Annotated in this window: 28 protein-coding genes; 15 read left to right on the top strand and 13 right to left on the bottom strand. The window is 61.2% G+C overall.

All coding sequences use genetic code 11. The features are described 5' to 3' along the window. The first annotated feature begins 63 nt into the window (after positions 1–63). Positions 64–564: a peroxiredoxin gene (locus WM94_RS14230; protein WP_039613423.1), complete on the top strand. Its 501-nt coding sequence runs from the start codon at positions 64–66 to the stop codon at positions 562–564. Between the two features lie 534 nt (positions 565–1,098). On the opposite strand, the gene WM94_RS14235 is transcribed toward WM94_RS14230, so the two are convergent. Next, positions 1,099–1,929, bottom strand: a complete 831-nt coding sequence (locus tag WM94_RS14235; RefSeq protein WP_061551476.1) for an oxidoreductase — start codon at positions 1,927–1,929, stop codon at positions 1,099–1,101. A gap of 127 nt (positions 1,930–2,056) precedes the next feature. Here WM94_RS14235 and WM94_RS14240 point away from each other — a divergent pair, with 127 nt between their 5' ends. Further along, positions 2,057–2,947, top strand: coding sequence for a LysR family transcriptional regulator (locus WM94_RS14240; RefSeq protein ID WP_061551477.1), 891 nt, complete (start codon positions 2,057–2,059; stop codon positions 2,945–2,947). A 100-nt stretch (positions 2,948–3,047) separates the two neighbouring features. Beyond that, positions 3,048–3,506 carry a MaoC family dehydratase gene (locus WM94_RS14245; protein ID WP_061551478.1) on the top strand — a complete coding sequence of 153 codons (459 nt, stop codon included), beginning with the start codon at positions 3,048–3,050 and terminating at the stop codon, positions 3,504–3,506. A gap of 22 nt (positions 3,507–3,528) precedes the next feature. Here the strand turns inward: WM94_RS14245 and WM94_RS14250 are convergent, their stop codons facing one another. Further along, positions 3,529–4,395 (bottom strand): patatin-like phospholipase family protein, encoded by an 867-nt coding sequence (locus WM94_RS14250; RefSeq protein ID WP_061551492.1) that lies wholly within the window; start codon positions 4,393–4,395, stop codon positions 3,529–3,531. 87 nt (positions 4,396–4,482) lie between these two features. Continuing rightward, complete coding sequence (locus WM94_RS14255) at positions 4,483–6,270, bottom strand: thiamine pyrophosphate-requiring protein (RefSeq protein ID WP_061551479.1); 1,788 nt, start codon at positions 6,268–6,270, stop codon at positions 4,483–4,485. A gap of 148 nt (positions 6,271–6,418) precedes the next feature. Here WM94_RS14255 and WM94_RS14260 point away from each other — a divergent pair, with 148 nt between their 5' ends. The 10 genes from WM94_RS14260 to WM94_RS14305 all read left to right on the top strand — a co-directional run bounded on the left by WM94_RS14260 (position 6,419) and on the right by WM94_RS14305 (position 12,453). Continuing rightward, the gene (locus WM94_RS14260; protein ID WP_061551480.1) at positions 6,419–6,943 is read left to right on the top strand and encodes a cupin domain-containing protein; all 525 of its coding nucleotides are present in this window, start codon (positions 6,419–6,421) and stop codon (positions 6,941–6,943) included. Positions 6,944–7,043: 100 nt separating this feature from the next. Next, on the top strand, positions 7,044–7,262 hold the full coding sequence (locus tag WM94_RS14265; protein WP_013972583.1) for a hypothetical protein: 219 nt from the start codon (positions 7,044–7,046) through the stop codon (positions 7,260–7,262). An 18-nt stretch (positions 7,263–7,280) separates the two neighbouring features. Continuing rightward, positions 7,281–7,577 (top strand): hypothetical protein, encoded by a 297-nt coding sequence (locus tag WM94_RS14270; protein ID WP_061551481.1) that lies wholly within the window; start codon positions 7,281–7,283, stop codon positions 7,575–7,577. After that, positions 7,578–8,291 (top strand): DUF72 domain-containing protein, encoded by a 714-nt coding sequence (locus WM94_RS14275; protein WP_061551482.1) that lies wholly within the window; start codon positions 7,578–7,580, stop codon positions 8,289–8,291. Between the two features lie 112 nt (positions 8,292–8,403). Then, a complete protein-coding gene (locus tag WM94_RS14280; protein ID WP_024087113.1) occupies positions 8,404–8,700 on the top strand; it encodes a DUF6555 family protein in 297 nt (98 codons plus the stop codon). A 110-nt stretch (positions 8,701–8,810) separates the two neighbouring features. Beyond that, positions 8,811–9,335 carry a hypothetical protein gene (locus WM94_RS14285; RefSeq protein WP_061551483.1) on the top strand — a complete coding sequence of 175 codons (525 nt, stop codon included), beginning with the start codon at positions 8,811–8,813 and terminating at the stop codon, positions 9,333–9,335. Positions 9,336–9,576: 241 nt separating this feature from the next. Then, positions 9,577–10,164: a hypothetical protein gene (locus WM94_RS14290; protein ID WP_061551484.1), complete on the top strand. Its 588-nt coding sequence runs from the start codon at positions 9,577–9,579 to the stop codon at positions 10,162–10,164. Beyond that, complete coding sequence (locus WM94_RS14295; RefSeq protein ID WP_003258743.1) at positions 10,164–10,592, top strand: phage holin family protein; 429 nt, start codon at positions 10,164–10,166, stop codon at positions 10,590–10,592. The genes WM94_RS14290 and WM94_RS14295 overlap by 1 nt, the downstream gene beginning before the upstream one ends. After that, positions 10,589–11,395, top strand: coding sequence for a DUF3618 domain-containing protein (locus WM94_RS14300; protein ID WP_023663296.1), 807 nt, complete (start codon positions 10,589–10,591; stop codon positions 11,393–11,395). Before WM94_RS14295 ends, WM94_RS14300 begins: the two co-directional genes overlap by 4 nt. Before the next feature lie 83 nt (positions 11,396–11,478). Further along, positions 11,479–12,453 carry a LysR family transcriptional regulator gene (locus WM94_RS14305; RefSeq protein ID WP_082810573.1) on the top strand — a complete coding sequence of 325 codons (975 nt, stop codon included), beginning with the start codon at positions 11,479–11,481 and terminating at the stop codon, positions 12,451–12,453. A 49-nt stretch (positions 12,454–12,502) separates the two neighbouring features. Here WM94_RS14305 and WM94_RS14310 read toward each other — a convergent pair whose 3' ends face one another. The 3 genes from WM94_RS14310 to WM94_RS14320 form a co-directional block, all read right to left on the bottom strand. Then, a complete protein-coding gene (locus WM94_RS14310) occupies positions 12,503–13,510 on the bottom strand; it encodes a zinc-binding alcohol dehydrogenase family protein (RefSeq protein WP_061551485.1) in 1,008 nt (335 codons plus the stop codon). 221 nt (positions 13,511–13,731) lie between these two features. After that, positions 13,732–14,496 (bottom strand): SDR family oxidoreductase, encoded by a 765-nt coding sequence (locus WM94_RS14315; RefSeq protein ID WP_015270282.1) that lies wholly within the window; start codon positions 14,494–14,496, stop codon positions 13,732–13,734. A gap of 20 nt (positions 14,497–14,516) precedes the next feature. Beyond that, the gene (locus tag WM94_RS14320) at positions 14,517–15,314 is read right to left on the bottom strand and encodes an SDR family oxidoreductase (RefSeq protein WP_061551486.1); all 798 of its coding nucleotides are present in this window, start codon (positions 15,312–15,314) and stop codon (positions 14,517–14,519) included. A gap of 106 nt (positions 15,315–15,420) precedes the next feature. Between WM94_RS14320 and WM94_RS14325 the strand changes: the two genes are divergently transcribed. Beyond that, positions 15,421–16,374 carry a GlxA family transcriptional regulator gene (locus tag WM94_RS14325; RefSeq protein WP_023663297.1) on the top strand — a complete coding sequence of 318 codons (954 nt, stop codon included), beginning with the start codon at positions 15,421–15,423 and terminating at the stop codon, positions 16,372–16,374. Between the two features lie 45 nt (positions 16,375–16,419). On the opposite strand, the gene WM94_RS14330 is transcribed toward WM94_RS14325, so the two are convergent. The 5 genes from WM94_RS14330 to WM94_RS14350 form a co-directional block, all read right to left on the bottom strand. Beyond that, on the bottom strand, positions 16,420–16,797 hold the full coding sequence (locus WM94_RS14330; protein WP_024087115.1) for an NUDIX domain-containing protein: 378 nt from the start codon (positions 16,795–16,797) through the stop codon (positions 16,420–16,422). Between the two features lie 66 nt (positions 16,798–16,863). Continuing rightward, positions 16,864–17,178 (bottom strand): hypothetical protein, encoded by a 315-nt coding sequence (locus tag WM94_RS14335; RefSeq protein WP_061551487.1) that lies wholly within the window; start codon positions 17,176–17,178, stop codon positions 16,864–16,866. 212 nt (positions 17,179–17,390) lie between these two features. Beyond that, entirely contained in the window at positions 17,391–18,995 is a 1,605-nt protein-coding gene (locus WM94_RS14340; protein ID WP_061551488.1) for a hypothetical protein, read from the bottom strand. A gap of 79 nt (positions 18,996–19,074) precedes the next feature. Next, positions 19,075–20,811, bottom strand: coding sequence for a hypothetical protein (locus WM94_RS14345; RefSeq protein ID WP_039613408.1), 1,737 nt, complete (start codon positions 20,809–20,811; stop codon positions 19,075–19,077). Next, positions 20,808–22,634, bottom strand: coding sequence for a tyrosinase family protein (locus tag WM94_RS14350; protein ID WP_177328653.1), 1,827 nt, complete (start codon positions 22,632–22,634; stop codon positions 20,808–20,810). The genes WM94_RS14345 and WM94_RS14350 overlap by 4 nt, the downstream gene beginning before the upstream one ends. Before the next feature lie 159 nt (positions 22,635–22,793). On the opposite strand from WM94_RS14350, the gene WM94_RS14355 reads away from it, so the two are divergent. Next, positions 22,794–23,273 carry an Lrp/AsnC family transcriptional regulator gene (locus WM94_RS14355; protein ID WP_003258733.1) on the top strand — a complete coding sequence of 160 codons (480 nt, stop codon included), beginning with the start codon at positions 22,794–22,796 and terminating at the stop codon, positions 23,271–23,273. 40 nt (positions 23,274–23,313) lie between these two features. Here the strand turns inward: WM94_RS14355 and WM94_RS14360 are convergent, their stop codons facing one another. Next, positions 23,314–23,766: a helix-turn-helix domain-containing protein gene (locus WM94_RS14360; RefSeq protein WP_061551489.1), complete on the bottom strand. Its 453-nt coding sequence runs from the start codon at positions 23,764–23,766 to the stop codon at positions 23,314–23,316. 173 nt (positions 23,767–23,939) lie between these two features. Continuing rightward, a complete protein-coding gene (locus WM94_RS14365; RefSeq protein ID WP_061551490.1) occupies positions 23,940–24,623 on the bottom strand; it encodes a hydrolase in 684 nt (227 codons plus the stop codon). Between the last annotated feature and the right edge of the window lie 167 nt (positions 24,624–24,790).

The following is a 24,790-nucleotide window of genomic DNA, read 5'->3' on the forward strand; positions in this document are numbered from 1 at the left end:
TATGTACGCACCTTGGTGGATGCTGCATCATGCCTGGCCATTTACCGTCCCACGGAGAAAACGATGATCAAGACCGGCGATACACTGCCCGACGTTACGCTTTACCAGTACAGCAACGGCGAGGGCGGCTGTGCAATCGGCCCGAACGCGTTTTCCCTGCACGAGCGCTGCAAGCAGAAAAAAGTGGTGATCTTCGGCTTGCCTGGTGCCTTCACGCCTACCTGTTCGCAGCGGCATGTACCGGGCTACGTGGCCGCGGCCCAGGACCTGTTCGCTGCCGGGGTTGCCGAAATTCTCTGTGTTTCGGTCAATGATGCATTCGTCATGAATGCCTGGGGCGCGAGCCTGCAGGTGGGCGAGGCGGTCAGGATGATTGGCGATGGCAATGGTGAATTCAGCGAGGCGCTGGGCCTGATCCAGGACCTATCGGCACGCGGCATGGGTCGGCGTTCGCAACGCTATGCCATGTTGGTCGACGACTTGGTGGTCAGGCACATTGCGGTCGAAGCACCCGGCAAGTTCGAGTGCAGCGACGCTGCGAGCATGTTGGCCTTGCTGCGTTAGTTCGTGAGCACTGAAGGCATGCGCTGTCTCGCTGAAAACTGAGCATGCGGGTGTTTCGCGTACCGCTGTGGGAGCGGGTTTACCCGCGAAGAATCCAATGCGGTGCTTGGCACCGGCTTCGCCGGTGTTCGCGGGTGAACCCGCTCCCACAGGGCCCTGCTAAATCAATGATTCATGTGTTGTTCTATGAGAACGGGTACTAAATAGGCCCATCAACCTCCGCTGGGCGCCTCACTCCGGGATGGCTTCAACTGACCCCCCTCCCAACGGGCAATCACCAGTGGTGCGATTGCATTGCCTAGCACGTTCAGCGTGGTAGTCCCGCTTTCAATCACTCGGAAGATGGCTGCGCTACGATCGCTCGTCATTTGGTGGGCGCCAGGTCGACCGCTTCATTGGCCTGGTTCACCCTGCAAACGTTGCCTTGAGCGTGCAGGTTACGCTCCTGGTCCAGCTGATTGTCGAGGCGGCTGTTCAATGCCACTGACAACCTGAACCGGCGCCCCCGGTTCAGGTTTGGCACGCCAGCGACGGCTACGCGGCAAAGTCGGTAGAGAGCGACAGGTCCCGCCACTGGGCCAGCTCTTGCTCTACCGCGCTGTTCTTGGCCTCGATGCGCGCGACGGCATCGCTGCCCAGCGCCAGGCGCAGTGGCGGGTTCGCTGCATTGACCAGGGCCAGCAGGGCTTCGGCCAGCTTCGCAGGGTTGCCGGGCTGGGCATGGTTGGCCGCCTCGGCGTGGTGGCGCATGACGCCGACGGTGGCTGCGTAGTCAGGCAGCTCCAAGGCTGTCTTCACCAGCGATTGGTCATCCAGGAAGTCGGTACGGAAGAAGCCCGGCTCGACCACGGTCACCTTGATCCCCAAGGGGGCCAGCTCCTGATGCATCGCTTCGCTGATGCCTTCGACCGCGAACTTGGTCGAACCGTACACCCCCCAGCCCATGTAGGCCTGGTAGCCGCCGAGCGACGAGATGTTGATCACGTGGCCGCTGCGTTGGCGACGCATGTGGGGCAGTACGGCGCGGGTTACGTTGAGCAGCCCGAAAACGTTGGTGGCGAACAGCCTTTCGGTTTCGCTGGCGCTGGTTTCTTCTACCGCGCCGAGCACGCCATAACCGGCATTGTTGACCAGCACGTCGATTTGCCCGAAATGCTTGATGCCAGCAGCGACCGCCGCATGGGCGTCCTCTTCGCGGGTCACATCCAGGCGCACGGCCAACAGGTTCGGGTGCCGGCCAAGGCGAGCCTCGATGTCTTCCGGGTTACGCGCCGTTGCGATGACGGCGTCACCCGCTGCCAGGGCCTGTTGGGCGATCAGGGTGCCGAAACCGCGGGAAGCGCCAGTAATGAGCCAGGTACGCATGTCAACTCCTCCTGTATCCGACCCTGCACCATGCGGGCCTTCTCGATGAGTTGAGCGAACTTTAAAATCTGCGGATTGCTGTGATAATCCAATGAATATTACATTGGCCTTTGAGTAGCTTTCAGTAATGAAGCCAACCAGCACCGCCGATCTGTCCCTGTTCCTGTGCATTGCCCGCCACCTGAACTTCAGCCGCGCGGCAGTCGAGCTGGGCCTTACGCCCTCGGCCCTGAGCCATGCGCTGCGGGCTCTGGAAACCCGTCTTGATGTTCGCCTGTTCAACCGCACCACGCGCAGTGTGGCGCTTACCGAGGCCGGGGAGCGTCTTTACCAGAGGCTGCAACCGGCCTTTCGGGACATCGCCGACGCGCTGGAGGACCTCAACAACTTCCGCGACAAACCGTCAGGCAACCTGCGTATCACTGCCGGGCGCGCCGCAGTAGAGCTCGCCCTACTGCCACTGGCCAATCGCTTTCTGCTGGCGTATCCGGATATACGCCTGGAAATCGTCAGTGACGATGCGCTGGTGGACATGGTGGGCACCGGCTTTGATGCTGGCGTGCGCCTGGGGGAGCGACTCCAGGCGGACATGGTTTCGCTGCCCATCGGCCCTTACCTTCGTTCGGTGGTGGTAGCGGCGCCCGCGTTTTTCGATCGATATCCTGTTCCACAGCACCCGCAAGACTTGAAGCAACTACCTTGCATCGGGCACCGCTTCCCTGGTGGCGCACTTTATCGATGGGAGTTCGAGCGCGGGGGTGTGCAACTGGAGGTCGATGTCCAGGGGCCCTTGGTATTGGGTGACGTCAGCCTGATGCTGGCGCCTGCCTTGCAAGGGCTCGGCCTGGCCTATGTGTTCGAAGACATGGCCAAGGAGCACCTGGAGCGTGGCCATCTGCAGGAGGTGCTGGGGGACTGGTGTCACTACTACCCGGGGCTGTATCTGTACTATCCGAGCCGCCGCCAGGTGCCTGCGGCGTTGAGGGCCTTCATCGAGTTCGTACGGGAGCAGCGCTAGCGTGAGCGTGGCTTTTGGAGGCAGGTTGGGAAGGGCTAAACTGGCGCCAGTTCCAGACGTTCGCTTTGCCGCCGCTGCCTGCATACCCCGGAGGTAACTCATGGCTTCTGCACCTGAAAGGCTCTTTTTCGAGGACTTGCAAGTAGGTGAGTCCTTCATGAGCGGCTCGTATGAAATGACCCAGGAGCGGATCCTGAGTTTCGCCTCGGAGTTCGACCCCCAGCCATTCCATACGGACCCCGATGCTGCCCAAGAAACCTTTTTTGCTGGGCTGGCTGCTAGCGGCTGGCATACATCCGCAGTCACGATGCGGTTGTTGGTAGAGAGTGTTCCAGTGGCTGGAGGGCTCATCGGCGCCGGCAGCGAAATCAGCTGGCCAAGGGCCGTGCGACCAGGTGACCTGTTGCGAGTGACCACAACCATAAGGGAGCTTGCCGCGTCGAAGTCCAAGCCTGACCGGGGCTTCGCTGTCCTTGAGAGCATCACGCTCAATCAGGACGATGCCGTATGCCAAACCACTGTTTCAAGGGTATTGGTGTTTCGCCGGGCAGATGTGTAAGGCCCCGAACTGTCCACATCATTCAATGCTCATGGGCATGCGAGTGAACGGTCAGGGCACCCGGCACCTTGGTCCGTTCGAGCCCGCCGTGGTCCAGCCACCGAAGCGTCTGCTCATAGGCCCGCTCCAGCAACGACTCGGTCTGGTCGAAGTTGAATACCGAGACATCGACCGGGCACAAGGGCGGAACGATATGCAGGCTGGTGAGCGTGCGGAAGTGTTCGATGTCACTCACAAGCTGGCGCATGCTCATCAGGTTGACAGTGTGCAAGGCCAAGGCGACAAGGCCGCGGGGCGGTTGAGTCAAGGCGCAGCTGAGCCCGGTGGGGATTACCACGACATTGCTGGCGCCCAGCGCTACGGCAGTCGAAATAGGCGTGTTGCTTGCCACACCGCCATCCACCAGGAACTGGCCGCCGATCTGCACGCAAGGGAACACCAGCGGTATCGCGGCGCTGGCCAGTAGCGCTTGCTCGAGCTCGCCATTGGACAGCACTGTCTCGGCACCACTTAGCAGGTCGGTGGTGACGATATGCAGGGGCAGTTTCGCATCCTCGATGCGATGGATCGGCAGCGCCTTGCCAAGCAATCGATGCAAGGCCGCTGGTTGCAGCAGGAAACCACGACGTTTGAGCAGGCCTCGGCAGGTATCGAGCCAGGACAAGGGAAAGATGTCGGTTCTGCTCAGGCCTCGCCAGAATTCGGCGAGTGTCTCGACACCCTGAGCGTTGGGCCTCGCTGCAAAGTAGGCACCGTTGATGGCGCCTACCGAGGCGCCAACCACCATGTCGAACTGGACTTCGGCTTCGACCAGGGCCCGCAGCATCCCCACCTGGACTGCACCCAGACTGCCGCCGCCAGCGAACACGATTGCGGTTTGCGTAGGCATGATTGCTGTCTCTGCGCAGACGTGTGTCGACTGAGTGTAGTTGGCCGGGTGCCGGCGGGGCTGGTTGCTGCCAGTGCCGCCCACCTATCATTTCTTGCCCGGCAATACCGAACCGAGAACTTGCCTGGCCGTCTGCACGATGACCCCAGCCTGGTCCGGGTCGCCCTTGATCAGGCTGCTGGCGAACTTCTTTGCCTGTTCAAGCTTGATGTGCGCCGGCAAGGGAGGAACGTCCGGATCGGTCTTGAACTCGATCAACACCGGTCGGTCAGCCGCCAGGGCTCGCTCCCAGGCGCCAGCAATGTCTTCTTCGCGTTCCACATAGATGCCTTGCAAGCCGATGGAGATGGCGAACAGATGGTAGGGCACATCAGGAATCGCCTGTGAGGCCTCGAACTTGGGGTCGCCCTCCATTACTCGTTGCTCCCAGGTCACTTGGTTGAGGTCTTCGTTGTTGAACACAGCGCAGATCCACTGGGGGTTTTCCCATTGGCGCCAGTACTTGGCGACGGTGATCAGCTCGGCCAGATTGTTCATCTGCATCGCCCCGTCACCCACCAATGCCACCACGCTGCGCCGCGGATGGGCGAACTTGGCGGCGATGGCATAGGGTACCGCCGCGCCCATGCTGGCCAGGCCGCCGGACAACGAGCACTGCATGCCCTGGCGTATCTGCAGGTCGCGGGCAAACCAGTTGGCGCAGGACCCGGAGTCGCTGGTGACGATGGCGTGGTCGGGCAGGCGAGGGGAGAGTTCGTGCACCACGCGCTGGGGGTTGATCGGGTCGGCCTTGACCAAGGCGCGTTTCTGCAGGGTCTTGTCCCAGTCTGCGCGCCAGCCTTCAACCTTGTCGCGCCAACGGCGCTCGGTCTTGTGTTCGAGCAATGGCAGCAGTGCCCGCAGCGTTTCGCTGGCGTCACCGACCAGGTTGACCTCCATGGGGTAGCGCAGACTGAGCATGTCTGGCTGCAAATCGATCTGCACGCCACGGGCCTGGCCTTCCTCAGGCAGGAACTCGGCGTAGGGGAAGCCGGAACCGATCATCAGCAAGGTGTCGCATTCGCTCATCAACCGATAACTCGGTTCGGTACCTAGCAGCCCGATGGCGCCGGTGACCCATGGCCGGTCGTCTGGCACTACGGCCTTGCCCAGCAGCGCCTTGGCCACGCCTGCACCAAGCGTTTCAGCTACCGCGATCACCTGTTCGAAGGCTTGCAGTGCACCGGCACCGACCAGGATCGCCACTTTTCGTCCGGCGTTGAGTACCTCGGCGGCACGTTGCAGGTCCTGCTCGAAAGGCACCACCCTGGGCCTGCTGTAGCCGATGCCGGAATGCACCGTGCCATGGGCTTTCGGTGGTTCGTGGTAGGGCAGGTCCTGCAGGTCGTTGGGCAGGATGATGGCGGTGACCCGGCGTTCGCCGACGGCGGTACGTACAGCGCGATCGAGCAAGTGGCGCACCTGTTCCGGGGTCGAAGCCTGCTGGACGAAGGCACCTGCGACGTCCTTGAACATCGACAGCAGGTCCAGCTCCTGCTGGTAATGCCCCCCAAGCGCTGCTCGGGCCTGCTGACCGACGATGGCCAGCACTGGCTGGTGATCCATGCGCGCGTCATACAGGCCGGTGAGCAGATGTGAAGCGCCGGGGCCGGAGGTGGCAATGCACACGCCCAATTCGCCGGTGAACTTGGCATGGGCGCTGGCCATGAAGGCCGCCATTTCCTCGTGGCGTGCCTGGATGAACTGGATCTTGCCCTCGGCCCGGCTCAACGCCCCGAATACTCCGTTGATGCCGTCGCCGGGGTAGCCGAAGATGCGCCGCACCCCCCATTGATACAAGCGTTCCACCAGAAAGTCGCCTACCGTGCTGGTCATTGCCTTCTCCCGTCCTGTGACCGATAGGGGTCTGGACTTGGCTCGGATCGGGAAAGTTTCAAGCGTGTGCGCACTGGTCTACCGACTGGAACCTTGCATGAGCCATCGGGTTCGCAAGTGAACGGACAACAGGATCAGGACGCTCGACATGAATGCGACAGACACTGCGGGTGCCACCGTGCAGACCTTGTATTTCAAGGACGACGGTGCAACACCGAACAGCCGTTTCCCGGTATTGCTGTACCGCTTGCAACTCAACCCGTCGCAGGACTGCGCCAGTGCCTTCGAGGCGCTGTTCACCGCACACCAGTGGGTGCCGCTGTGGCGCGGCGGGATCTTCGATTACCATCACTTCCACCCCAATGCTCATGAAGTTCTGGGCATCGCATGCGGCCGGGCGCGGGTGACGCTGGGCGGCGAAGCGGGGCAGACAATAAGCGTGAAGTGCGGCGACGTACTGGTACTGCCGGCAGGAACTGGCCATCGCTGTGTCGAGAGCAGCGATGATTTTCTGGTGGTCGGCGCCTATCCCAAGGGGCAGGAAAACTACGATATCCAGCGCCCAGAAAGCGCAGCGCACCATCAGGCGCTGGCGCGAATCGCTTCCGTGCCCGGCCCCGCACAAGACCCGGTCAACGGCACGCGTGGCGTCCTGATCACCGCCTGGCGATGAGTTCCTGAGCCGGTCGTCGTCGCTGCTGAACGGCTGCACTCAAGCCAGGATCAATCGAGCTGAGTCGTCCGATTTCATTCAGCCAGCAGGAGTTACAGCGATGGCCCAGTACCTGTACCTGATCAGCTACATCCTCGACAACCAACCCGGCACCTGCGAGTTGCGCAGCGACCAGGAGGACCTGAGCCGCGAAGCAGCGCGCGATTACCTCCAGGGCCTGCACCGCAACGAAGCGTCATCTTTCACTGACGTGCAGGTGCAGCGTCTGGAGCACGACCATGAGCCAGGCACATCGCCGGGGCATTATCAGCAGCCATGAAAAGGTGAGGGCTGGCAGATGAAACGAAGAGGTGAAACCTACAGACAGTGGTGCGACCCGATCCTGCACCATCAAACCCATGAGGAAACGCTCGGCACCGGCACCTGCCTGGAGGTGCAGACACGCTTGTCACGCACAGGCGCCACGCAGTTGTTCATCGGTGTCTATCGCACCGACGGTTCGGTGCTATACGAACGGATCTACGACCAGCGCGCAGGGGAAACCATGAGGCGGGCGCTGCTGTGGGGTGTTGGGTATGCCCGGCGCGTCGCGGGTGAGGGCGAGGCGTTGCGTGGCGAACCAGCAGGTAGTTGAATGATTCATCTGGGTTGCGCTGGCTGGAGCCTGTCGAGCCGTTACGTCGAGGCATTTGCGCAGCCCGGCAGCCACCTGCAACGCTACGCCAGCCGCTTCAATGCGGTGGAAATCAACAGTTCCTTCTACCGACCCCATCGCCCCGAAACCTACGCCCGTTGGGCTGCGTCCGTACCAGAGCATTTCCGCTTTGCGGTGAAGGTGCCCAAGGCCATCAGCCATGAGCAGCGGCTCTGCGGGTGCGAGGAGGCGCTGGACAGGTTTCTTGCTCAATGCGGTCAGTTGGGCGACCGCCTGGGTTGCCTGCTGGTACAACTGCCCCCATCGCTTGGCCATGACCCCCAGCATGCGCGACGTTTCTTCGAAAGCCTGCGGCAACGGTATGACGGGCCGGTAGCGCTGGAGCCCAGGCACGCCAGCTGGCAATCGGCGCAGCCGATGCTGGTCGATTTGCGTATCGCCCAGGTTGCCGCGAGCCCGTCGCGCTTCGTTACCGATGCGCAACCGGGAGGTTGGCCGGGGCTGGTCTACTGGCGCCTGCATGGTGAACCGAGGATCTACCACAGCGAGTATCCCGACGAATATCTGCAGCGTCTGGCTGAACACTTGCGGTACAGCCTTGCCGCCGGAGTGCCCACCTGGTGCATTTTCGACAACACCGCCTCCGGTGCTGCGACAGCCAATGCACTGGCTCTGGAGCGGCATTTGCGCTGAGGAAGTGATGGAAGCATGGCGATGGAAAAGAGCGATGACCAACCAGTCAAAATTAATGAATCTTTTTACACGTTGCTCGCTCCATTAGTCTGAATTGGTGAAGGAGAGTGCAATGGCTGGACAGCAGTTGTATGTGATCGAGTACGAGCTTCATGGGGAATTTCGCACCTTCATCATCCGGCTCGAGCGTATGGACAACGCCGAAGCCTGGCACTGGGCAAGTTGCGATGCCGGCGTGGGTATCATTCCACGGTTCGGCCAGCACAAGATCAAGAAGGTCAGCCGGCCGATGGCTGAGCGCTACGGCATCAACAATGTGCGCTGGCGGGTATCGGGCGACGGGCCGGAGTTCGTCGCACCGACCATTGATGTAAAGAAGTTCTCCAATAGCGGTACCGGCAATACCTGAAGCTTGTTGTGCGCAAGCCTGCCTGAAATCTTCAGGCAGGCTTGCGCTCATGGGTTCGCTTCTCAAGTTTCGAGACACGATCATCCTCACTTTCTTTCAGGAGCCAGCACGTGCCGCGAATCATCACTCCCGCCACCCCTGAACACGAAATCAGTGAGCAGAACGCCCGCATGTTCGGTTCGCCGAAAGAGCGCCTGGATTTCTACCGCTGTGAAATCCAGTACGAGACCAGCATCCTCGCCAACCGCACAGACGCCTATCTTGCCGCGCAGTCGTTTCTGGTGATCGCCTTCGTATCGTCGATGGGTAACCTCAACCAGAGCTGGGGGGAGATGTTCACGCTGGTGGTTCCGCCGTTTCTTGCCTTGCTGGGCGTATTGAGTTCACTCAATGCCTGGCCGGGTATTCGCGCGGCCTACAAGATCATCGAGCATTGGCAAGTGAAACAGAGCCACCTGCTGCGCAGCGAGCCATTGATGGGGCTGGCGTATGACGAATCGCCATTGTTCAGTGAGGCGGAAATTTCAGAGGCCGGGCACCGCAAGTCGTTGTTGTTTTCGCTGCGTACGCCTTGGATATTCCTGGTCTTCTGGATGGTTCTCGGTATCTACGCGGTCTTCATCCAGCTGGCGTGAGCAGCACAGCCGCACCCCGTTACAAGGCGGTGCTGCGATCGTTGTCAACGCTGATTACCGCCACATGCAAAGCCTTTGCTCCGGTACCAGCAACCAAGATTGATTGCGCTATTTTCTTTGGTCCTCCGGACAAATGTCATAGATCACAAACGCTGAACTCCTGCCGCCTTACCTGCGTCCCTCGAATGAATGCCCCAATAAAAGTGGCACTCACCCAACATTCAGCTTCGAGGGCGAAACGATGGACAAGACCAATCAAAGTTCGACATCTCCACCCGGTAGCACCCAGGAGCATGCCTTTATCGATGACGCCGGTGCGCTGCTTGGCGAGGCCAGGCACAAAGGCAGCGAGCAGTTCGAACATTACCGCGATAACGCAGCCGATCAGCTTGATTCGCTCGAGGAAGGTGCGCGTTCGGCGGCAGCTGCACTGCAAGGCAAGGACAGTCTCGGGCTGTCGCAGTACCTGAACCAGGCAGCAGAGTGCGTGGGTGAGTTTGCCGAACAGGTACGCCATGAAAGTGCCGAAAGCCTGCTGCAGCGTGGTGCTCAGTTGGCCAGGAGCAACCCGGCGCTATTCCTGGCCGGTAGCGTCGCCATCGGGTTTGCCGTATCGCGTTTCATGCGAGCCAGCACCAGCCATGAGTCCACCACCCCTACGTCGTCCGGTGATTGGCAACAGTCCCGCCCCGCGCAGCCAGTGCCTGATCGTGGTAGCGACGTATCCACCCGTGAACCTTTCACCCCAGTCGACCCAGTCGGCCCTGGTGCAGGCACGCCGGTCAGTGGCAGCCCGTTCGAACGCGATCCACTCAAAGGAGGAGAATGATGAACAAAGAACCCTTGCATACCACCCCGAGCTTGCACACGGCGGAAGACGACGCCGTCGGTGTTGGCGGTTTGTTGCGCCAGCTGATGCGGGAAGTACCGGACCTGTTCACCAAGGAGCTGGCGCTGGCCAAGGCAGAGCTGCAGCAGAACCTCGCCACCCTCAAGGCCGGCACGGCTGCGGTGGCAGCGGGTGCGATCGTGATGCTGGCGGGCTTCGTCATCCTGTTGCTGGCGGCAGTCTACGCCTTGGCGATGGTGCTCGAACCCTGGCTGGCAGCCCTGATCGTGGGCGCGGTCACCTTGGTAATCGGGTTCATCATGTTGCAGTCGGGCAAGAAACGGTTCGAACCCACGCATCTGGCCCCTGACCGCACCTTGCATGCCATGCAGCAGGACAAGGACACGCTGAAGAGGAAACTGCCATGACCACTTCCTTCGAACATGAAGCGCACAAGGACCCGGACTTGCTCGAGCAGGAAATCAACGCCAAGCGCGAGCACATCAGCGATCTGGTGGACGCCCTCGAACAGCGCCTGAGCCCGGGCCAGATGGTCGACCGGGTCCTGGCCTATGCCAAGGGCAATGGCGGCGAGTTCTTCGAGAACCTTGGCACCACCCTCAAGAACAACCCCGTACCCGCAACCCTGACGGTATTGGGCCTGGCCTGGCTGGGCCTGAACCAGAACCGCCCCTTCAACCCCGGGCCTGCGCACCATGGGCCTGGGTTGGGCGAAAAGCTCGGCGACGCGGTGGACACGGTGAAGGGCGCTTTCGCGCAGGCGGGGGAGGCAGTGCACGACGCCAGCCAGAAGGTGCGCATGAAAGCCCATGACATGCGCGATCGGGCCAGCGACCTTGGCAGCGGCGCCCGCGACTCCGTGGGGGCTTCCGCGGATACCCTGCGCCATTCGGCACACAAGGCCGCAGATCAGGCCACGGCACTGAAGGGCCAGTTCGATCACCTGCTTCAGGAGCAACCTCTGGTATTGGCCGCTTTGGGCATAGCACTGGGTGCGGCATTGGGGGCCGCATTACCCACTACCCGCAAGGAAGACCAGCTGATGGGCGCCAGCAGTGATCGTTTGACCGACACACTCAAGGCCAAGGGCCGCGAGGTGAAGGCGTCGGTCGAAGAGTCGTTCGATCAGGTGGGTGGTAAAGCGTCTACACAGGCAGAGCGCAAGCCCGGAAACTCCGACCTTTCCTCAGGGTTGGGCTTCAATTCCTGATCCCGTGGGATGTGCGTCGCCGGCCCCTCTGCCTGCGCAGAGGGCTGGCGGCTCATCACGAATGTTGTAGGCCCAGGCTGGGAATGGCTGCGCAATGTCGCTACGCTTTGGCCTACGCGCCAGGTCAAGAATTCGCCACAGTGAAGAAAACAGTTCGGTTTGATGATCTTCAGGTCTTCGTCACAACAGCCTTTGCCGGCAGCTTCTCGGCAGCGGCCAGGTTGTTGGATATTTCACCGGCCTTGGCCAGCGGGGCTGTCCAGCGACTGGAAAGCAGCCTGGGTGCCAGGTTGTTCGTGCGCTCCACGAGGCGTTTGCGGCTCTCGGATGATGGTGAGCGATATCTGCCCCATGCCCGTCAGGCCTTGGACGCACTGGACGCCGGTGAGGTGGCGCTGACCGAAGGGCGAGATGAGATCGCGGGTACACTTCGCCTGTCCATCCCTTCGGATATTGGCAGGAATCTGTTGCTGCCCTGGCTCGACGATTTCCAGCGGTTGAACCCCAAGGTGACGCTGCAACTGCGGGTCAGCGATCAGGTGGCCGACCTTGTCGGCCAGCAACTGGATGCGAGTATCAGGTATGGGCAACTGGCAGACTCCAGCCTCGTTTCACTGATGCTCGCCCCAGGGAATCGCAGAACGGTCTGCGCCTCACCTCGATACTTGGCACGACATGGGGCGCCAGACGCTCTGGAAGACCTGGGCAGGCATAATTGCCTGCGCTATGTGATGGGCGAGCAGACTTACGAGCGATGGAGCTTCCATTTGCCCGATGGAATCAAGACCGTCCAGGTTACAGGCGACCGCTTGAGCGATGACGCCGATGTCGTTCGGCGCTGGGGTGTTGAAGGATTGGGGATCGTTTACAAATCAAGGCTGGACGTTCTGGCGGACATACGCGCTGGGCGGCTGGTCGAGTTGTTTCCTTGGGATTACGGCCAACCTGCGCCGTTGCAACTGGTGTGCGCTCATCGAACCTCGCTCACACCTGCCGTGCAGGTGCTCAGAGCGTTTCTGGCGGAGCGATTCGAGCAGCTCATCGCTGCTGATGGATAAGCTGACGGGGCTCATGGCCCCGCCTTGGTTACCTTGACTGGATGAATGCTCAGAAGCCTTCCAGGACAATCTTGCCTTTTGCCTTGCCGCTTTCGATCAGGGCATGGGCGCGTTTGAGGTTGCTGGCATTGATGCTGCCGAAGTGCTCGCCAACGGTGGTCTTGATGACCCCTTCGTCGACCAGCGCCGAGACTTTTTCCAGCAGATGGTGCTGCTTGATCATGTCCTCGGTCTGGTACAGCGAGCGTGTGAACATCAGCTCCCAGTGCACCGACAGCGATTTGCGCTTGAACGGCACGACATCAAGATGCTCAGGGTCATCGATCAGCGCGAGCTTGCCCTGTGGGCGCAGGACTTCGACGATCTGCGCGAGGTACGCATCGGTGTGAGTCAGGCTGATCACGTAATCCACTGGGTTGAGCTGGAGTTGCTCCAGTTGCAGCGCAAAGGATGCCGAATGGTCGATGACGTGATGTGCCCCGAGTTCGCTGACCCAGGCCTGGGTTTCAGGCCGCGACGCGGTACCGATCACCTTGAGCTGGGTACGCTTGCGTGCAAGCTGTACCAGGATCGAACCAACCCCGCCGCCGGCACCGATGATCAGCAGGCTCTTGCCAGCGCCGCCATTTTCCTCAACACCCAGGCGGTCGAACAGCAGCTCCCAGGCGGTGATGGACGTCAGCGGCAAGGCTGCGGCACTGGCATTGTCCAGAGTACGAGGCTTGTGCCCGACGATGCGTTCGTCGACCAGGTGAAACTCGCTGTAAGTGCCCGGGCGGTCGATCGCGCCGGCGTAGAACACTTCGTCGCCAGGCTGGAACAACGACACCTCGGCGCCGACCTCGCGAACGACGCCCACGGCATCCCATCCCAACACCTGGGGATGGGCGCCGCCGCGGCTGGCTCTGACCTTGGTATCGACCGGGTTTACTGCGATAGCTTTGACTTCCACCAACAGGTCCCTGGCGCCGGGCGTGGGTTTGGGCAGTTCGTGCTCGTACAACGATCGGGAATCCTGGATCGGGAGGCCGGGGGTGTCGTAGACGATTGCTTTCATTGGGATGTGACCTTTCAGGTAAACAGTGGTAACAGGCTAATCGTGTCGGCCCCCCTGAAAAACCGGGCTATTGCCGGAACACTTTCCGCGTTTCGCTGAAAATCGGCTAGCTGCCGCCCGGGTTGAAAGGGCTCCCTTGGACCGGGCGGCAGCAATCGGCAGCCTTGTGGTGGAACGTTGCCAACAGACTGCGCAACGTTGTCGGGATTCGGGAATTGGGTTCAGGCAACAGGGATCGGGTTCTCAACCAGCGCCAGGTTGAACTGGTGAATCAGTTCGTGTTCGTTCAGGCCCTGGTTGGCACGCAGCGGGACGACACGATCCACCAGGACTTCCGTGGTTGCGGATTCGAGCTTGACCAAGGTTTCCTGGATAAAATCATCCAGCGGCATGGCGCGCTCATCACCGCTCTTGTGAATCAGATCGGTGTCCACCCAAGGTGGCGCAATTTCCAGTACCTTGACGCTGGTGTCACGCAGGCTGAACCGCTGCGACAGTGAGTAGGAGTGGATGGCAGCCTTGGTCGCCGAATACAAGGCGGTGGCCGCCAGCGGCAGGTAGGCCAGAACCGAACTGTTGTTGATGATGCAAGCATCCGGTTGGCGCTTGAGGTGCTCGACGAAGGCTGCGCTGACGCGCACCGGGCCGAGCAGGTTGGTCTGCAGCAGGCTCACTGCTTGTTCGTCGTCGAGGTCCCCGGAAGCCGGATTGTCGAACGGCATGACGCCGGCATTGTTGATGATCACGTTCAATGCAGGATGGCGGCGGATCACATCCTGGGCCACCTCCTTGATCTGCTGCGGATCATTGATGTCCAGGCGCACTGTATCGATCCCCGGGTTGGCCTGGGCGATTTCATCCAACAGTGCCTGACGGCGCCCCGCAACGATCACTTTATTGCCACGTTGGTGGAATGCCTCGGCCAGGGCGCGGCCGATGCCTGAGGTACCGCCGGTAATGAAAATGGTGTTTGCGCTAAGTTTCATGATCCGTCTCCTTGCATTGTTCAGTTGGCGTTGTAGCGAGGGGCAAGCTGATTGCTGGACAGCTGGCCGAACAGGGCTTGCCGGCTGGCCTCGTAGCGTTCGAAGGACTTCAGGTCATGCATCGAGGGGATAGAGATCAGTACCTCGTCGTCAAAGTCCTGCAGGGCACCGTCCACCAGGTCCTGGGCCGACATCACGATACCCGGATCAAGGTTTTCGACCGGCAAGCCGCCGATCTGCCAGAAGTCGGTGGCGGTGGCTCCTGGCAGCACTGCCTGGATCCTTATGCCTTTGTCCGCAAGCTCCTTGTGCAGGGACTGGGTAAAGGCGGTGACATACGCCTTGCTGCCACCGTACACACCATTGAGCAGCTCCGGCGCCAGGCTGACAACGGACGAGATGTTGATCACGGCGCCTTGCGCACGGGCGACAAATCCGGGGATGGCCGCGTAGGTGAGGCGGGTGAGGGCGGTGAGGTTGAGGGTGATCATTTCAGCCATGCGCTCGACATCACTTTCCAGCAGGCTGGTGTGGGTGCCTATGCCTGCGTTGTTCACCAGCAGGCTGATACTGGCGTCCTCGCGCAATTTGCGTTCTACCTTGGCCAGGTCATCCGTGTTTGCCAGGTCTGCCGGAAACACCTCCACGTTCTGCCGGGTTTCCGTAGTCAGCCGGCTGGCCAACGTATTGAGGCGCTCCCGGTTGCGGGCCACCAGCACCAGGTCGTAACCCCGACGCGCCAAGCGTTCTGCGTAGATCGAACCGATGCCGGTAGAGGCGCCAGTGATGAGGGCAGTGCCTTTGAATTGCTGCTTCATGGTCATGCTCCGTTGTTGGATGTGGAGCCCATGATGCAGAAGGTCGCCTTTGTCTTAAACGACACATATGGTACGTTTTCAGGACATCCAATGTGGAGCTCCAACCATGCACCGGGTCGGCTATCTCATCACCGAAGGTTTCCAGATCATGTCGCTGGCGACGCAGGCCGTGTTCGAGTTCGCGAACATTGTCGCGGGCGAAACGGTTTACAAGATCCAGAATTTTTCCATCGGCGGCGGCACGGTGCGTTCTTCCCTGGGCATGTACATGGACACGCTGCCGTTGGGCGCTCCTGGTCTGGCTGATACCTGGATGATCACGGGAACCCTGACGCCGCTGACTCCGCCAGGCGAGGAAGTGCTGGCCAGCGTCAGAGGCTTTGTCGATGGCGCTCGACGCACTGCCGGTCTGTGCACCGGCTGTTTCGTGTTGGCCCAGGCAGGCGTGCTGGACAACCGGCGGGCCACGACACATTGGGCCTATGCGAAAAAGTTGCGTGAACTGCACCCGAAGATCGAAGTGGAAGAAGACCGAATCTTCATTGTGGACGGGCAGATCTGGACGTCCGCCGGGATGACCGCCGCCCTGGACATGGCACTGGGTATGGTGGAAAAAGACCTGGGAACCGAGATGGCCAGGTCAGTGGCACGCAAGCTGGTGATGCATCAGCGCCGCTCCGGAGGGCAATCGCAGCATTCCGAGTTGCTGGCGCTTTCGCCGAAGTCTGATCGGATACAAAACGCCCTGGATTACGCGCGCAAGCATTTGAGCCGTCCATTGAGTGTCGAAGAGCTCGCCGAGTCCGTGCATTTGAGCCCCCGACAATTTACCCGCGTTTTCACTGCCGAGACAGGTCAGTCACCCGCCAAGGCTGTGGAAAGCCTGCGTCTCGAGGCTGCCCGCCTGATGATCGAGCAGAGTCGCCACAGCCTGGATGTGGTGGCGAAGGAAACCGGGTTCAGGGACCGTCGGCACATGCGGGAGGTGTTCATTCGTGGTTTTGGTGTCCCGCCTCAAGCCGTGCGAAGAGATGCCCGGCGGGTCGTATTGGTTGAATGACAACGCACGGAGCCCTGTGGATGTGCGCTTTCTGGCTCCGATCCACTACACAGGAAGCAGGTGCTCTCGTTCAAGCAACTCGATGTTGGACGGCTTGACCCGAACTTCGTGAAGCTCTGGGGCAGTGAACCAGCGGCACTCGACTATCTCGTGATCTGCAGCAGGCTTTGCTCCCGCTTCAACAGGCAGCTGATAGAGGTAGTGCTCCTCACCTGCGAGCACGTAATGGTTGAGGAATCGAGCACCATTGAAGGGTAGGCAAGTTTCCTCCATCAGCTCGCGCTGCGCTGTATCCAGGTGGTGCTCGCCTGGGTCAATCTTCCCGCCTGGCAACGCCCATTCAGCGCCTTGCTTGCGCACGAAAAGGATGCGTCCTGCTTGCAGGCAAATGACGGTCGAGTGTCGTTCTCTGGCGTTGTTCATCATGCCCCTCCCGTACCATGGAGGTGGCATCAGGGCAGCAATCACCCTGATGCCTGCTGCTGATTATCAGCGCTCTTTATCCCACTGCTGCTGATCATCTGCCTGGTTTTGCTGACCACCCATGCGGTCCTTGTCTTGCAGGTTCTGGTTCTGCTTGTCGGTTGTACCCTGGCCGCCCTGGCTGCCCGTATCACGGGAACGTTCCCAGTCCTTGTTCATCTTGTCCTCAGGTTTTTGGCCGGATTGGCTGCCACCTTGCTGCTGACCGGGCATCCGCCCCCCCGAACCTTGGCCGCCTTGCTGGCCAGCCCCGGCAGTATTGTTGCCCATGCCGGTGTCAGCATTGCCCTGGTTGCCACCTTTGTCTTGATTGTTTGCCATGATCGCTTACCTCGGGTCAGACACAGGAAGATCTGTGTGTACTGTTATGACCGAGGCCCGTTCGCGCGGTATGCAAGGAATATTTGGCTAGCTGACTAAACGCATGAATTTCAGGGGTACGAGATTTTGGTGTGTGAACAGGAAGGTGCCTGAAGGGCAGCGCCATCTGCGAATCCCTGTTCGGGGCGATCGGTGATCGCCCCTTTTACGGTTCAGGGGCGGTCCTTGAGGGTTTCGAAGGCTTTGACGCTTTTGATCAGGCTTTTGTTGCTGGCGGAGCCGGCACTGTTGAACAGGAAAGAGAAATCCGAGGCCAATGACGGGCTGCCGGCAATCGTCGCGTACTGATGGCACTGATTGCAGTCATCACCCTGCACGTAGGTCTCCATGGTGGTGTTGGCCACCGGCACGTTGCCCTGGCTGATGAACGGCCCGTACGACAGCGGCACTTGCGCGTTGGCGCCCGGTTCCGGGCTGGGCGGATTGGGGGCGAGGGTCCAGAGTACGTTGATCAGCTTGTAGTACTGAAACACCGACTTGCCTTGGCTGTGCTGCGCGAAGTTGGCTTGTACCGCGCTGTTGAGGGCTTGCAGGTCGCCGGGCACGGGGTGTACGCGGGTGGTCTGTACCGGCTGGTCGCGTGGGAAGAGATCGGTGCAGTCCTTGTCGGGATGCGTTTGCTTGCACTGGATACGGGCTTGGTTCGGTGTGCACTCGGGGCCGTCGCCACAGTCAGGGTTGTTGAAGGCAAACCCGTTTGGCGGGGTTTGTTGCGGCGGGACCTGGGCCGGTTCGGGCACGTTGTCCACCTGCTCGAAGGTGGTCCAGATGAAGTTGGGCGAAGCCTGGGTCTTGTTGATGATATGCAGGCCCACCAGCCCCACCACCTCCTGGGTGCACTCCAGCGTGTCGGGGCGTTTGAGCCAGGCGACGGTAGTCAGGTAGCGCCCGAACAGCTCGGGTTTGCCGGTCAGCACCCGCCAGGCGGCCTTGAGCTCGATCGCGCCCAGTTGCTCCTGTGGCACTGGGGAGGTCGGCAGTGAGCGCATCGGTTCGCCGATGGGCAGCGACAGGCCCTCCGGTGTCTGGCCGTCGAGGTTTTGCGCGACCTTCAACTGGTTGGCAGCGTCGTAGAGCCCCTTGTCGACGATGTAGTCGAACTCGGCCTTGCCCACCTTGCGCTCAAAAAATACCAGTTTTCCCGCCTGGTCCGTCAGCCAGCCGCCGGACGCCTCCATGACCGGGTCAGGAATGGACGCAAGTGTCCCGGTCGACAGGTGGAAACCGTGCAAGGCATTGATCGCGCCTTCGGAGGTGGCGTTCATGAACTTGCGTGCGCCCACCTTGAGCGCCTTGAGGCTACCCTGGGTGCTGCAGCCGGACGGCACCAGGGTTTGCACGCCCCAGCCGGTAGGCGTGGGTGCGCCGGGCAGGAAGATGTCGTTGGCGTCCTTGTAGCTGGCCCATACCGGGGCCACGCTCATGGGCTGACCCGGTGCAGAGGGGACCCCGAACTGCGCCAGCGTGCTTTGCATGTCGGGTTCACCCGCCAGGCTGGCGGTGGCTGGCCAACCGGGGTTCACCGGCCAGTTCAAGGCAATGAACAACTGCCAGCCAAAGCAGTTCATGAACGCCTGGCTGGTGGCATTGAAGTTGTTGACCGGCAGGAATCCCCCGCTGGCCGGGTTGAACACCAATTGCTGCTGTACACAGGTATCGGCGTCCGACAGCGTGGCCGCCGTGGCGGGTTGCGGGGTCGACAGGCACAGTAGAATGCCGCACAGCAGCGACAGAAGACTCAAGCGTGACCTGGACATCATTGCGCTCCTTGCAAGCTGTGAAGCCGCACCCGAAGGTGCGGCGGTAGAAGGGCGTAAGTGGCGTAAGTGGCGTGGCTCAGGCGCCAGGCACCAGTGCCAGGCCAGACTCCCAAGGGTGGTCTGTCGCGCTCACGTTAACGTCTTCACCTGGGTTGAGGGCACGCACTGCCACCAGGCCGGGTGCTGCGGAGGGGCTGACCGTGATGGTCAGAATGTAGGCCTGGGTGCCGCCCGAGTTGGTCTGGCCAGGAATGGCCGATGCGTCGGGCAGGTACTGGGTGACCTGCGCCGTCACCCCAGGGTTGGAGAATTGCACCCTTGCATTCTGCGCCGTGGTAGTCGGGTCGGCACCTTGCACCACCAGCACGAACTGGTTGCTGCTACCCGGTGCAAGCCAGGCGGGCAGGTCGGTGGGGGATTGCCCGTAGAACAGGTCCAGCGGCAGCAGTTGCACTGGCCAGGGTTGCAGGCCGGCCACCCGGTCCTGCACGCATGGGAATGCTTGTGGCGTGGCGCTGAGCGGCTTGACGGTGACGCTCAGGCCGACCAGCAGTTGTTGGGCGATGACCCACACATAGTTGACCTTCTGGTTGTTGATGGTGATGTCATTGATCGAGAAGCCGGCGCTTTCCGGCACCTCGAACACCGCCTGCAGGATCTGGTCGGAACCGTTGGCAGCCGACTTGGCCGTACCACGCGTGATGCGCCAGTACTGGCTCACGTCCTGGCCTTGCGGGCCCTTCCAGGCGCTGAAATCGGTGGGCTGCTGCAAGTACAGGCCAATGGGGTTGGTCAGCGACAGTCGGTTGTTCACCGCCGTGGTATTGGCCATGAAACCGATGTGCGGATCAGAGTTGCGATAGTTCTGCCCGTACTGCGCGCAGCAGATCAACGACTGGGCGTTCTGGCTGCTGCTCACCGGGCGCAGGATGGTGGCGGCGGCGGCCAGGTACACCTCGGCGCTGAGGGTATTGGGGCCGGAGGTCAGGTGCATCGCACCGCCGTACTGGCCGGGCACACAGGCCGTTCCGGCGTTCCATTTGTTGACGGTGTCATAGGCCGGCTTGCCGGTGGTGGGGTCGATGACCGGGTCGCCGGCCTTGCCGGTCGGGCAGTCGACGGTGTAGCGCAGGTACAGGTCTTCGAGTTGCACGTTCGGGTCGATGTAGTCGCGGTACAGGCCCAGCACTGCGTTCGGGTCGATGCGCCACATGGTCAGGAAGTACGCGGGGTTTTCGCAGGTGAAGGTGATCTTGCGCATGTTGCCGTTGGCATCGCGTACGATCGACCACTCGCAGTACTCGTCGAGCCAGCCCCGCGGGCCGGAAGGCGAGAACGCCGTGTACTTGCCGTTCCAGTCGATGCTCGGGCAGCGCTTGGCCGGCAGTTGCAGCACGGTACCTTGTTTGTTGGGGTCGTAGAGCATGTAGAGGGTGTTGTCGAGGGTGATCTGGCCGTGGTCGGTCAACTCCATCACCTGGTCCAGGGTCATGGCCTTGCCACCCAGCTGGGGAATGACCGCCGCACCGTTGTTGTAGAAGAACGTCCAGAGCCGGTTGGGGAAGGGCGCCCAGGTGATCGCCGGGGCGGTCACGTCGCCGAAGCCTTCCACCAGCGGGTTGTAGTAACCCGAGCGGGGGGCGTCGTTCAGGCCCGACCAGGGGTTGCCGATGATCGACGATTCGGTCCAGCCGGTGAGGTTGTTGTTCCAGTCGGTTTCAAACTGCGGCAACTGGTCTTCCAGGCCCAGCTTGTTGTAGTCCTTGGGGGCTTGGCCGGCGGGAGAGGTGAACTGCTTGAAGGGCGTGCTCATGTCGGTTCTCCTGATGTGCGTGAGGTGGAAGCAGAGCAGCAGCCGGCGACCGGGGGCGGGCCGGCGAGGGTCTGGCGCGGGTCGTCCCACACCAGTTGGGCGATGAAACCGGGCAAGGTCATGTATTCGTCAGGCGTCAGCACGCGGCCGCTGTCGAGGTGGGTCACCACCAGCGACAACTGCACCGCGTCGCCGCGGGCAAGGCCCAGCGCAGCGGCGTTGCGGGCCGCATTCAGTGCGCGGGACACGCCGTGGGTGATGCATCGGCCCTTGTCGTCCACCAGCCCCATGCCGATACGGCTGAAGCGCCCCACGTAATGGGGGTTGTCGGCGCTGATGTGCTGCGTGGCAGCGTCGGGCTGGTCGAGAAAGACATCGATCAGATAGGTGTCATGGGTGCAGCGCACATGATCGAACACCACCCACGGCCCGGGCCCTGCGGCGTTGCCCGCGGCAGGCCCGGCTGTTGCGCTGTGCTTGCAGCAGGCGCCGGTGGCCGCCTTGGGCGCACCGAACTGTGGGGCCACCGGCACTCCGTAGTCGTAGCCGATGTGCCGGCTGTCCTGGGCCATGTCGCCGATGGTGGTGTAGCGCCAGGCGTCGGCGCTGGTGAATGTGAGCTGCGTGGCATCGTGACCGGAGAACGGCTGGAGCAGGCACTGCGTGGTGAATTGCGCCCCGGGGTTGGCCCTGATCCATACCTCGAGCATGCGATCGATGTTGGCGTGGTAGGAGCAGAACACCGGGTCGAAGGCGGTGTAGGCGTTGTCGGCCATGTCGCCGCCGATCCAGCCGTGATAGTTGTCGTGGGGTTGCTCGTACAGGCCGTCGAAGTTGAGGGCACGATTGGGGTACAGGCTGTCCTTCTGGGGCGGGTCGAACACCGGGATGTTGGCCCACGGATAACCGGGCACACCCTGTGGTTGGCTGAAGGTGGTGAACTTCAGGGCATCCACCACCTGTTGCTGGAAAATCCGGCTCATGCCGAACAAACGGGTGCGCTCCGAACGCGAGTCGTCACCGTGGGTGTAGAACAACCGGTCGCGCTGCACATACCGGCAGTCCACCCCTTTGACCGCACCGCTGGCGCACACTTTCGAACAACCATCCTTGGCGGCCGCGTAACGCAGGGGGTTGGGCCGGGTTTCGCCGGTGTGGGGGTGCACATAGGTTTCATCGAGAAAAGCCTGGGGCAGGCCGGCCTGGGGGCTGCCGTCGACGCTGGCGTCTTCGGCCATCCAGTCCCAATAGGGAATGGCACAGTCGATCAGTTGTTCCAGATACAACAGGTAGGCCCGGTGCCAGAGGGCAAACGCCTCCTGATAATGCAGGCACCAGTTGGTGTGGATGTAGGCGTAACGTTGCCAGGGCGAACCACTGTCGGGGTCGCCCACCTGCATTACATCGTCCAGGCGGGCGCGGTACAGGTTCAGTTCCTCAAGGGTCAGGGCGCGGATGTCCTTTCTCACCCGCCTGACCGATTGGGGCAGGTCCGGTGGTGGGATGCGTTCGGCCAGATCGAAGGGAGAATCGGCGTTCAGGCGCCAGCCCTGGTTGACCCACAACCTGAAGGTTTCCAGCGCATCGATCGGCCAGAACTGTTGTTGGTCGAGGGTCAGCGGCATGTTGCGCGAGGCCAGGTGCTGGTAGATGGTTTCTGACCAGGTTTTGACCGAGTCCGGGTCGTCCAGGTAGACGAAATAGGCGTTCATGCACCCGGTCCAGGAGGCTGCCACGGCCGCGCGCTGCGCAGCGGGGATCCAGTAGGGAGCGGTAAAAAGGCCGTGGATGTCCGCGGTCCATGTCGGTTTCGCGATGATCATAAGGTCCCTCTCATGCGCCCCGCAGGCCATATTCGGCCGGGCTGCTAAGCTCAGTTGATGGTAAAGAGCTGGCGCGCAGGGAATCGTGCAAATTGGCGCGTCCTTGCGGCGGATTCATTGCAGTTTTTCAGGGAAGACACGTGAAAAATGACAGACGCCATGGATCTGAAGATTCTGGGAAAGCTGCAAAAGGATTGCAGCCAGAATCTGGAGTTGCTCAGCGACAGCGTTGGGCTGTCTTCCACCAGTTGCTACCGGCGTATCAGGCGCCTGGAGAGCGCAGGCATCATCAAGGCCAAGGTCGCGATACTGGACGAGCGCAAGCTTGGCATTCAGGTGACTGCCTTCTTTCTGGTGAAGCTGGACCGCGACAGCAACGACATTGACCGCAAGATGCAGCACATCCTGGCCAGCCACCCGGAGATTCAGGACTGTTACCTGATGACGGGCGAGTTCGATTTCGTGATGGTTGCCAAGTTTCGCGACGCCACCGAGTACACCGACTATATCTACCGGTTTCTCGACACTTACCGGGATATTCCGATTCGCACTTATTCCTCGACGTTGGTGGTGCGTACGGTGAAGAAATCATATGAATTGCCGCTGGGAGGAGGGCTGCAGCAGGCTGTCGATGCCTGACAAAGCTAGCGCGGTACCGCTCGTGATACTCAGCATTTATTCAGAGGTAGATTGCTGCCGTACCGTCGGAAGAGTACAGATGTGCTCCTTGATTGAGCAAAGACTCAGTTTGAATGGACGCTTGTCGCTGCCAAGCCTGCGGCGACATCCCCTCGGCCTTCACGAATGTGCGACAAAAGTGGGACTGATCGCAGAAACCGCACTCCAGTGCGATCTCAGCGAGCATCATTCCCGAGCCCCCCAGTAGTTCCTTGCTTTTGCGCAACCGTTGTTCACGCATCCACTGCTGCGGGGGCACATGCAGGGTATCCCTGAACATTCGTGTGAAATGGCTACGCGACAGCGAGCAGGCTTGGGCGAGTTCCGTAACCGTTATGCCGGTGTCCAGGTTCTCCAGCATCAACCTCTTGGCAGTCGTGACCTGCCAGGGCTTGAGGAGCCCGGTCGTTTTCAGTGCGACAGTCGCCAGCACAGTGCAGTGATCGCTGTTCATACAAATCCATTAATCAATGAAGTGGGCACGCACGTATCGAGTGGGCAGGGCAGGCCAATGCAGCCTCGGGCGGGCTACAGACGATAACGCTCGATTCGATGGCCTGGCTCAGCCAGCCGGCGTATCCATCAGCGGGTCAATGAACAGCCCCTGGAGGCAGGGGCTGGCAATGGTCAGACAGCAGCAACCGGGGCGAGGGTTGGGCCGTGTTGAACGCGCTCTGGTGCTTTGTGCACCATGGTGTAGGCATAGTCGACACCCATGCCGTAGGCGCCGGAGTGTTCTTTCACCAGTGCCATGACGGCATCGTAGGTATCGCGGTTTTTCCAGTCGCGCTGCCACTCCAGCAGCACTTGTTGCCAGGTCACCGGAACCACGCCTGCCTGAATCATGCGCTGCATGGCGTAGTCGTGGGCTTCCTTGGTGGTGCCACCGGAGGCGTCGGCAACCATGTAGATTTCATAGCCGGCATCGTTCATCGCCGACAGCGCGAAGGTGGTGTTGCACACCTCCGTCCACAGGCCGGAAACGATGATCTTGTTGCGCCCGTTTTTCTTCAGCGCGTCACGCACCTTCTGGTCATCCCAGGAGTTCATGGAGGTTCGCTCCAGCAGCGGAGCGTCGGGGAAGACGGCGAGCAGCTCGGGGTAGGTGTGCCCAGAGAAGCTTTCAGTCTCGACCGTCGTGATGGTGGTGGGCACATTGAAAATCCTGGCTGCCTTGGCCAGGCCCACGGTGTTGTTCTTCAGCGTCTGGCGGTCGATGCTCTGGACGCCGAAGGCCATCTGTGGCTGCTGATCGATGAAGATCAGCTGGCTGTTGAATGGGGTCAGTACTTCAGTTTTCGGATTGTTCATTTGTGTTCCCTGTCAGCTGGATGATGGTCATCGCACAAGTTGCGGATTCCACGCCATCCGGCCACCCAGTCCGCTCTCATCTGGCCAGGCATTCCACGGCCATCTGGCCACCTGTTCCACGGCCATCCGGCCGGGCAGTCGGAGCGCAGCGACGCAGGGGGGGCATT

Origin of the sequence: Pseudomonas sp. ABFPK, from assembly GCF_001586765.1 — a bacterium.
Lineage (GTDB): Bacteria > Pseudomonadota > Gammaproteobacteria > Pseudomonadales > Pseudomonadaceae > Aquipseudomonas > Aquipseudomonas asiatica.

Excerpts from the sequence above, each read along its gene's own strand:
- WM94_RS14230 (WP_039613423.1), top strand. The coding sequence starts at position 64 with ATGATCAAGACCGGCGATACACTGCCCGACGTTACGCTTTACCAGTAC.
- WM94_RS14235 (WP_061551476.1), bottom strand. The coding sequence starts at position 1,929 with ATGCGTACCTGGCTCATTACTGGCGCTTCCCGCGGTTTCGGCACCCTG.
- WM94_RS14240 (WP_061551477.1), top strand. The coding sequence starts at position 2,057 with ATGAAGCCAACCAGCACCGCCGATCTGTCCCTGTTCCTGTGCATTGCC.
- WM94_RS14245 (WP_061551478.1), top strand. The coding sequence starts at position 3,048 with ATGGCTTCTGCACCTGAAAGGCTCTTTTTCGAGGACTTGCAAGTAGGT.
- WM94_RS14250 (WP_061551492.1), bottom strand. The coding sequence starts at position 4,395 with ATGCCTACGCAAACCGCAATCGTGTTCGCTGGCGGCGGCAGTCTGGGT.
- WM94_RS14255 (WP_061551479.1), bottom strand. The coding sequence starts at position 6,270 with ATGACCAGCACGGTAGGCGACTTTCTGGTGGAACGCTTGTATCAATGG.
- WM94_RS14260 (WP_061551480.1), top strand. The coding sequence starts at position 6,419 with ATGAATGCGACAGACACTGCGGGTGCCACCGTGCAGACCTTGTATTTC.
- WM94_RS14265 (WP_013972583.1), top strand. The coding sequence starts at position 7,044 with ATGGCCCAGTACCTGTACCTGATCAGCTACATCCTCGACAACCAACCC.
- WM94_RS14270 (WP_061551481.1), top strand. The coding sequence starts at position 7,281 with ATGAAACGAAGAGGTGAAACCTACAGACAGTGGTGCGACCCGATCCTG.
- WM94_RS14275 (WP_061551482.1), top strand. The coding sequence starts at position 7,578 with ATGATTCATCTGGGTTGCGCTGGCTGGAGCCTGTCGAGCCGTTACGTC.
- WM94_RS14280 (WP_024087113.1), top strand. The coding sequence starts at position 8,404 with ATGGCTGGACAGCAGTTGTATGTGATCGAGTACGAGCTTCATGGGGAA.
- WM94_RS14290 (WP_061551484.1), top strand. The coding sequence starts at position 9,577 with ATGGACAAGACCAATCAAAGTTCGACATCTCCACCCGGTAGCACCCAG.
- WM94_RS14295 (WP_003258743.1), top strand. The coding sequence starts at position 10,164 with ATGAACAAAGAACCCTTGCATACCACCCCGAGCTTGCACACGGCGGAA.
- WM94_RS14300 (WP_023663296.1), top strand. The coding sequence starts at position 10,589 with ATGACCACTTCCTTCGAACATGAAGCGCACAAGGACCCGGACTTGCTC.
- WM94_RS14305 (WP_082810573.1), top strand. The coding sequence starts at position 11,479 with ATGGCTGCGCAATGTCGCTACGCTTTGGCCTACGCGCCAGGTCAAGAA.
- WM94_RS14310 (WP_061551485.1), bottom strand. The coding sequence starts at position 13,510 with ATGAAAGCAATCGTCTACGACACCCCCGGCCTCCCGATCCAGGATTCC.
- WM94_RS14315 (WP_015270282.1), bottom strand. The coding sequence starts at position 14,496 with ATGAAACTTAGCGCAAACACCATTTTCATTACCGGCGGTACCTCAGGC.
- WM94_RS14320 (WP_061551486.1), bottom strand. The coding sequence starts at position 15,314 with ATGAAGCAGCAATTCAAAGGCACTGCCCTCATCACTGGCGCCTCTACC.
- WM94_RS14325 (WP_023663297.1), top strand. The coding sequence starts at position 15,421 with ATGCACCGGGTCGGCTATCTCATCACCGAAGGTTTCCAGATCATGTCG.
- WM94_RS14330 (WP_024087115.1), bottom strand. The coding sequence starts at position 16,797 with ATGAACAACGCCAGAGAACGACACTCGACCGTCATTTGCCTGCAAGCA.
- WM94_RS14335 (WP_061551487.1), bottom strand. The coding sequence starts at position 17,178 with ATGGCAAACAATCAAGACAAAGGTGGCAACCAGGGCAATGCTGACACC.
- WM94_RS14340 (WP_061551488.1), bottom strand. The coding sequence starts at position 18,995 with ATGTCCAGGTCACGCTTGAGTCTTCTGTCGCTGCTGTGCGGCATTCTA.
- WM94_RS14345 (WP_039613408.1), bottom strand. The coding sequence starts at position 20,811 with ATGAGCACGCCCTTCAAGCAGTTCACCTCTCCCGCCGGCCAAGCCCCC.
- WM94_RS14350 (WP_177328653.1), bottom strand. The coding sequence starts at position 22,634 with ATGATCATCGCGAAACCGACATGGACCGCGGACATCCACGGCCTTTTT.
- WM94_RS14355 (WP_003258733.1), top strand. The coding sequence starts at position 22,794 with ATGGATCTGAAGATTCTGGGAAAGCTGCAAAAGGATTGCAGCCAGAAT.
- WM94_RS14360 (WP_061551489.1), bottom strand. The coding sequence starts at position 23,766 with ATGAACAGCGATCACTGCACTGTGCTGGCGACTGTCGCACTGAAAACG.
- WM94_RS14365 (WP_061551490.1), bottom strand. The coding sequence starts at position 24,623 with ATGAACAATCCGAAAACTGAAGTACTGACCCCATTCAACAGCCAGCTG.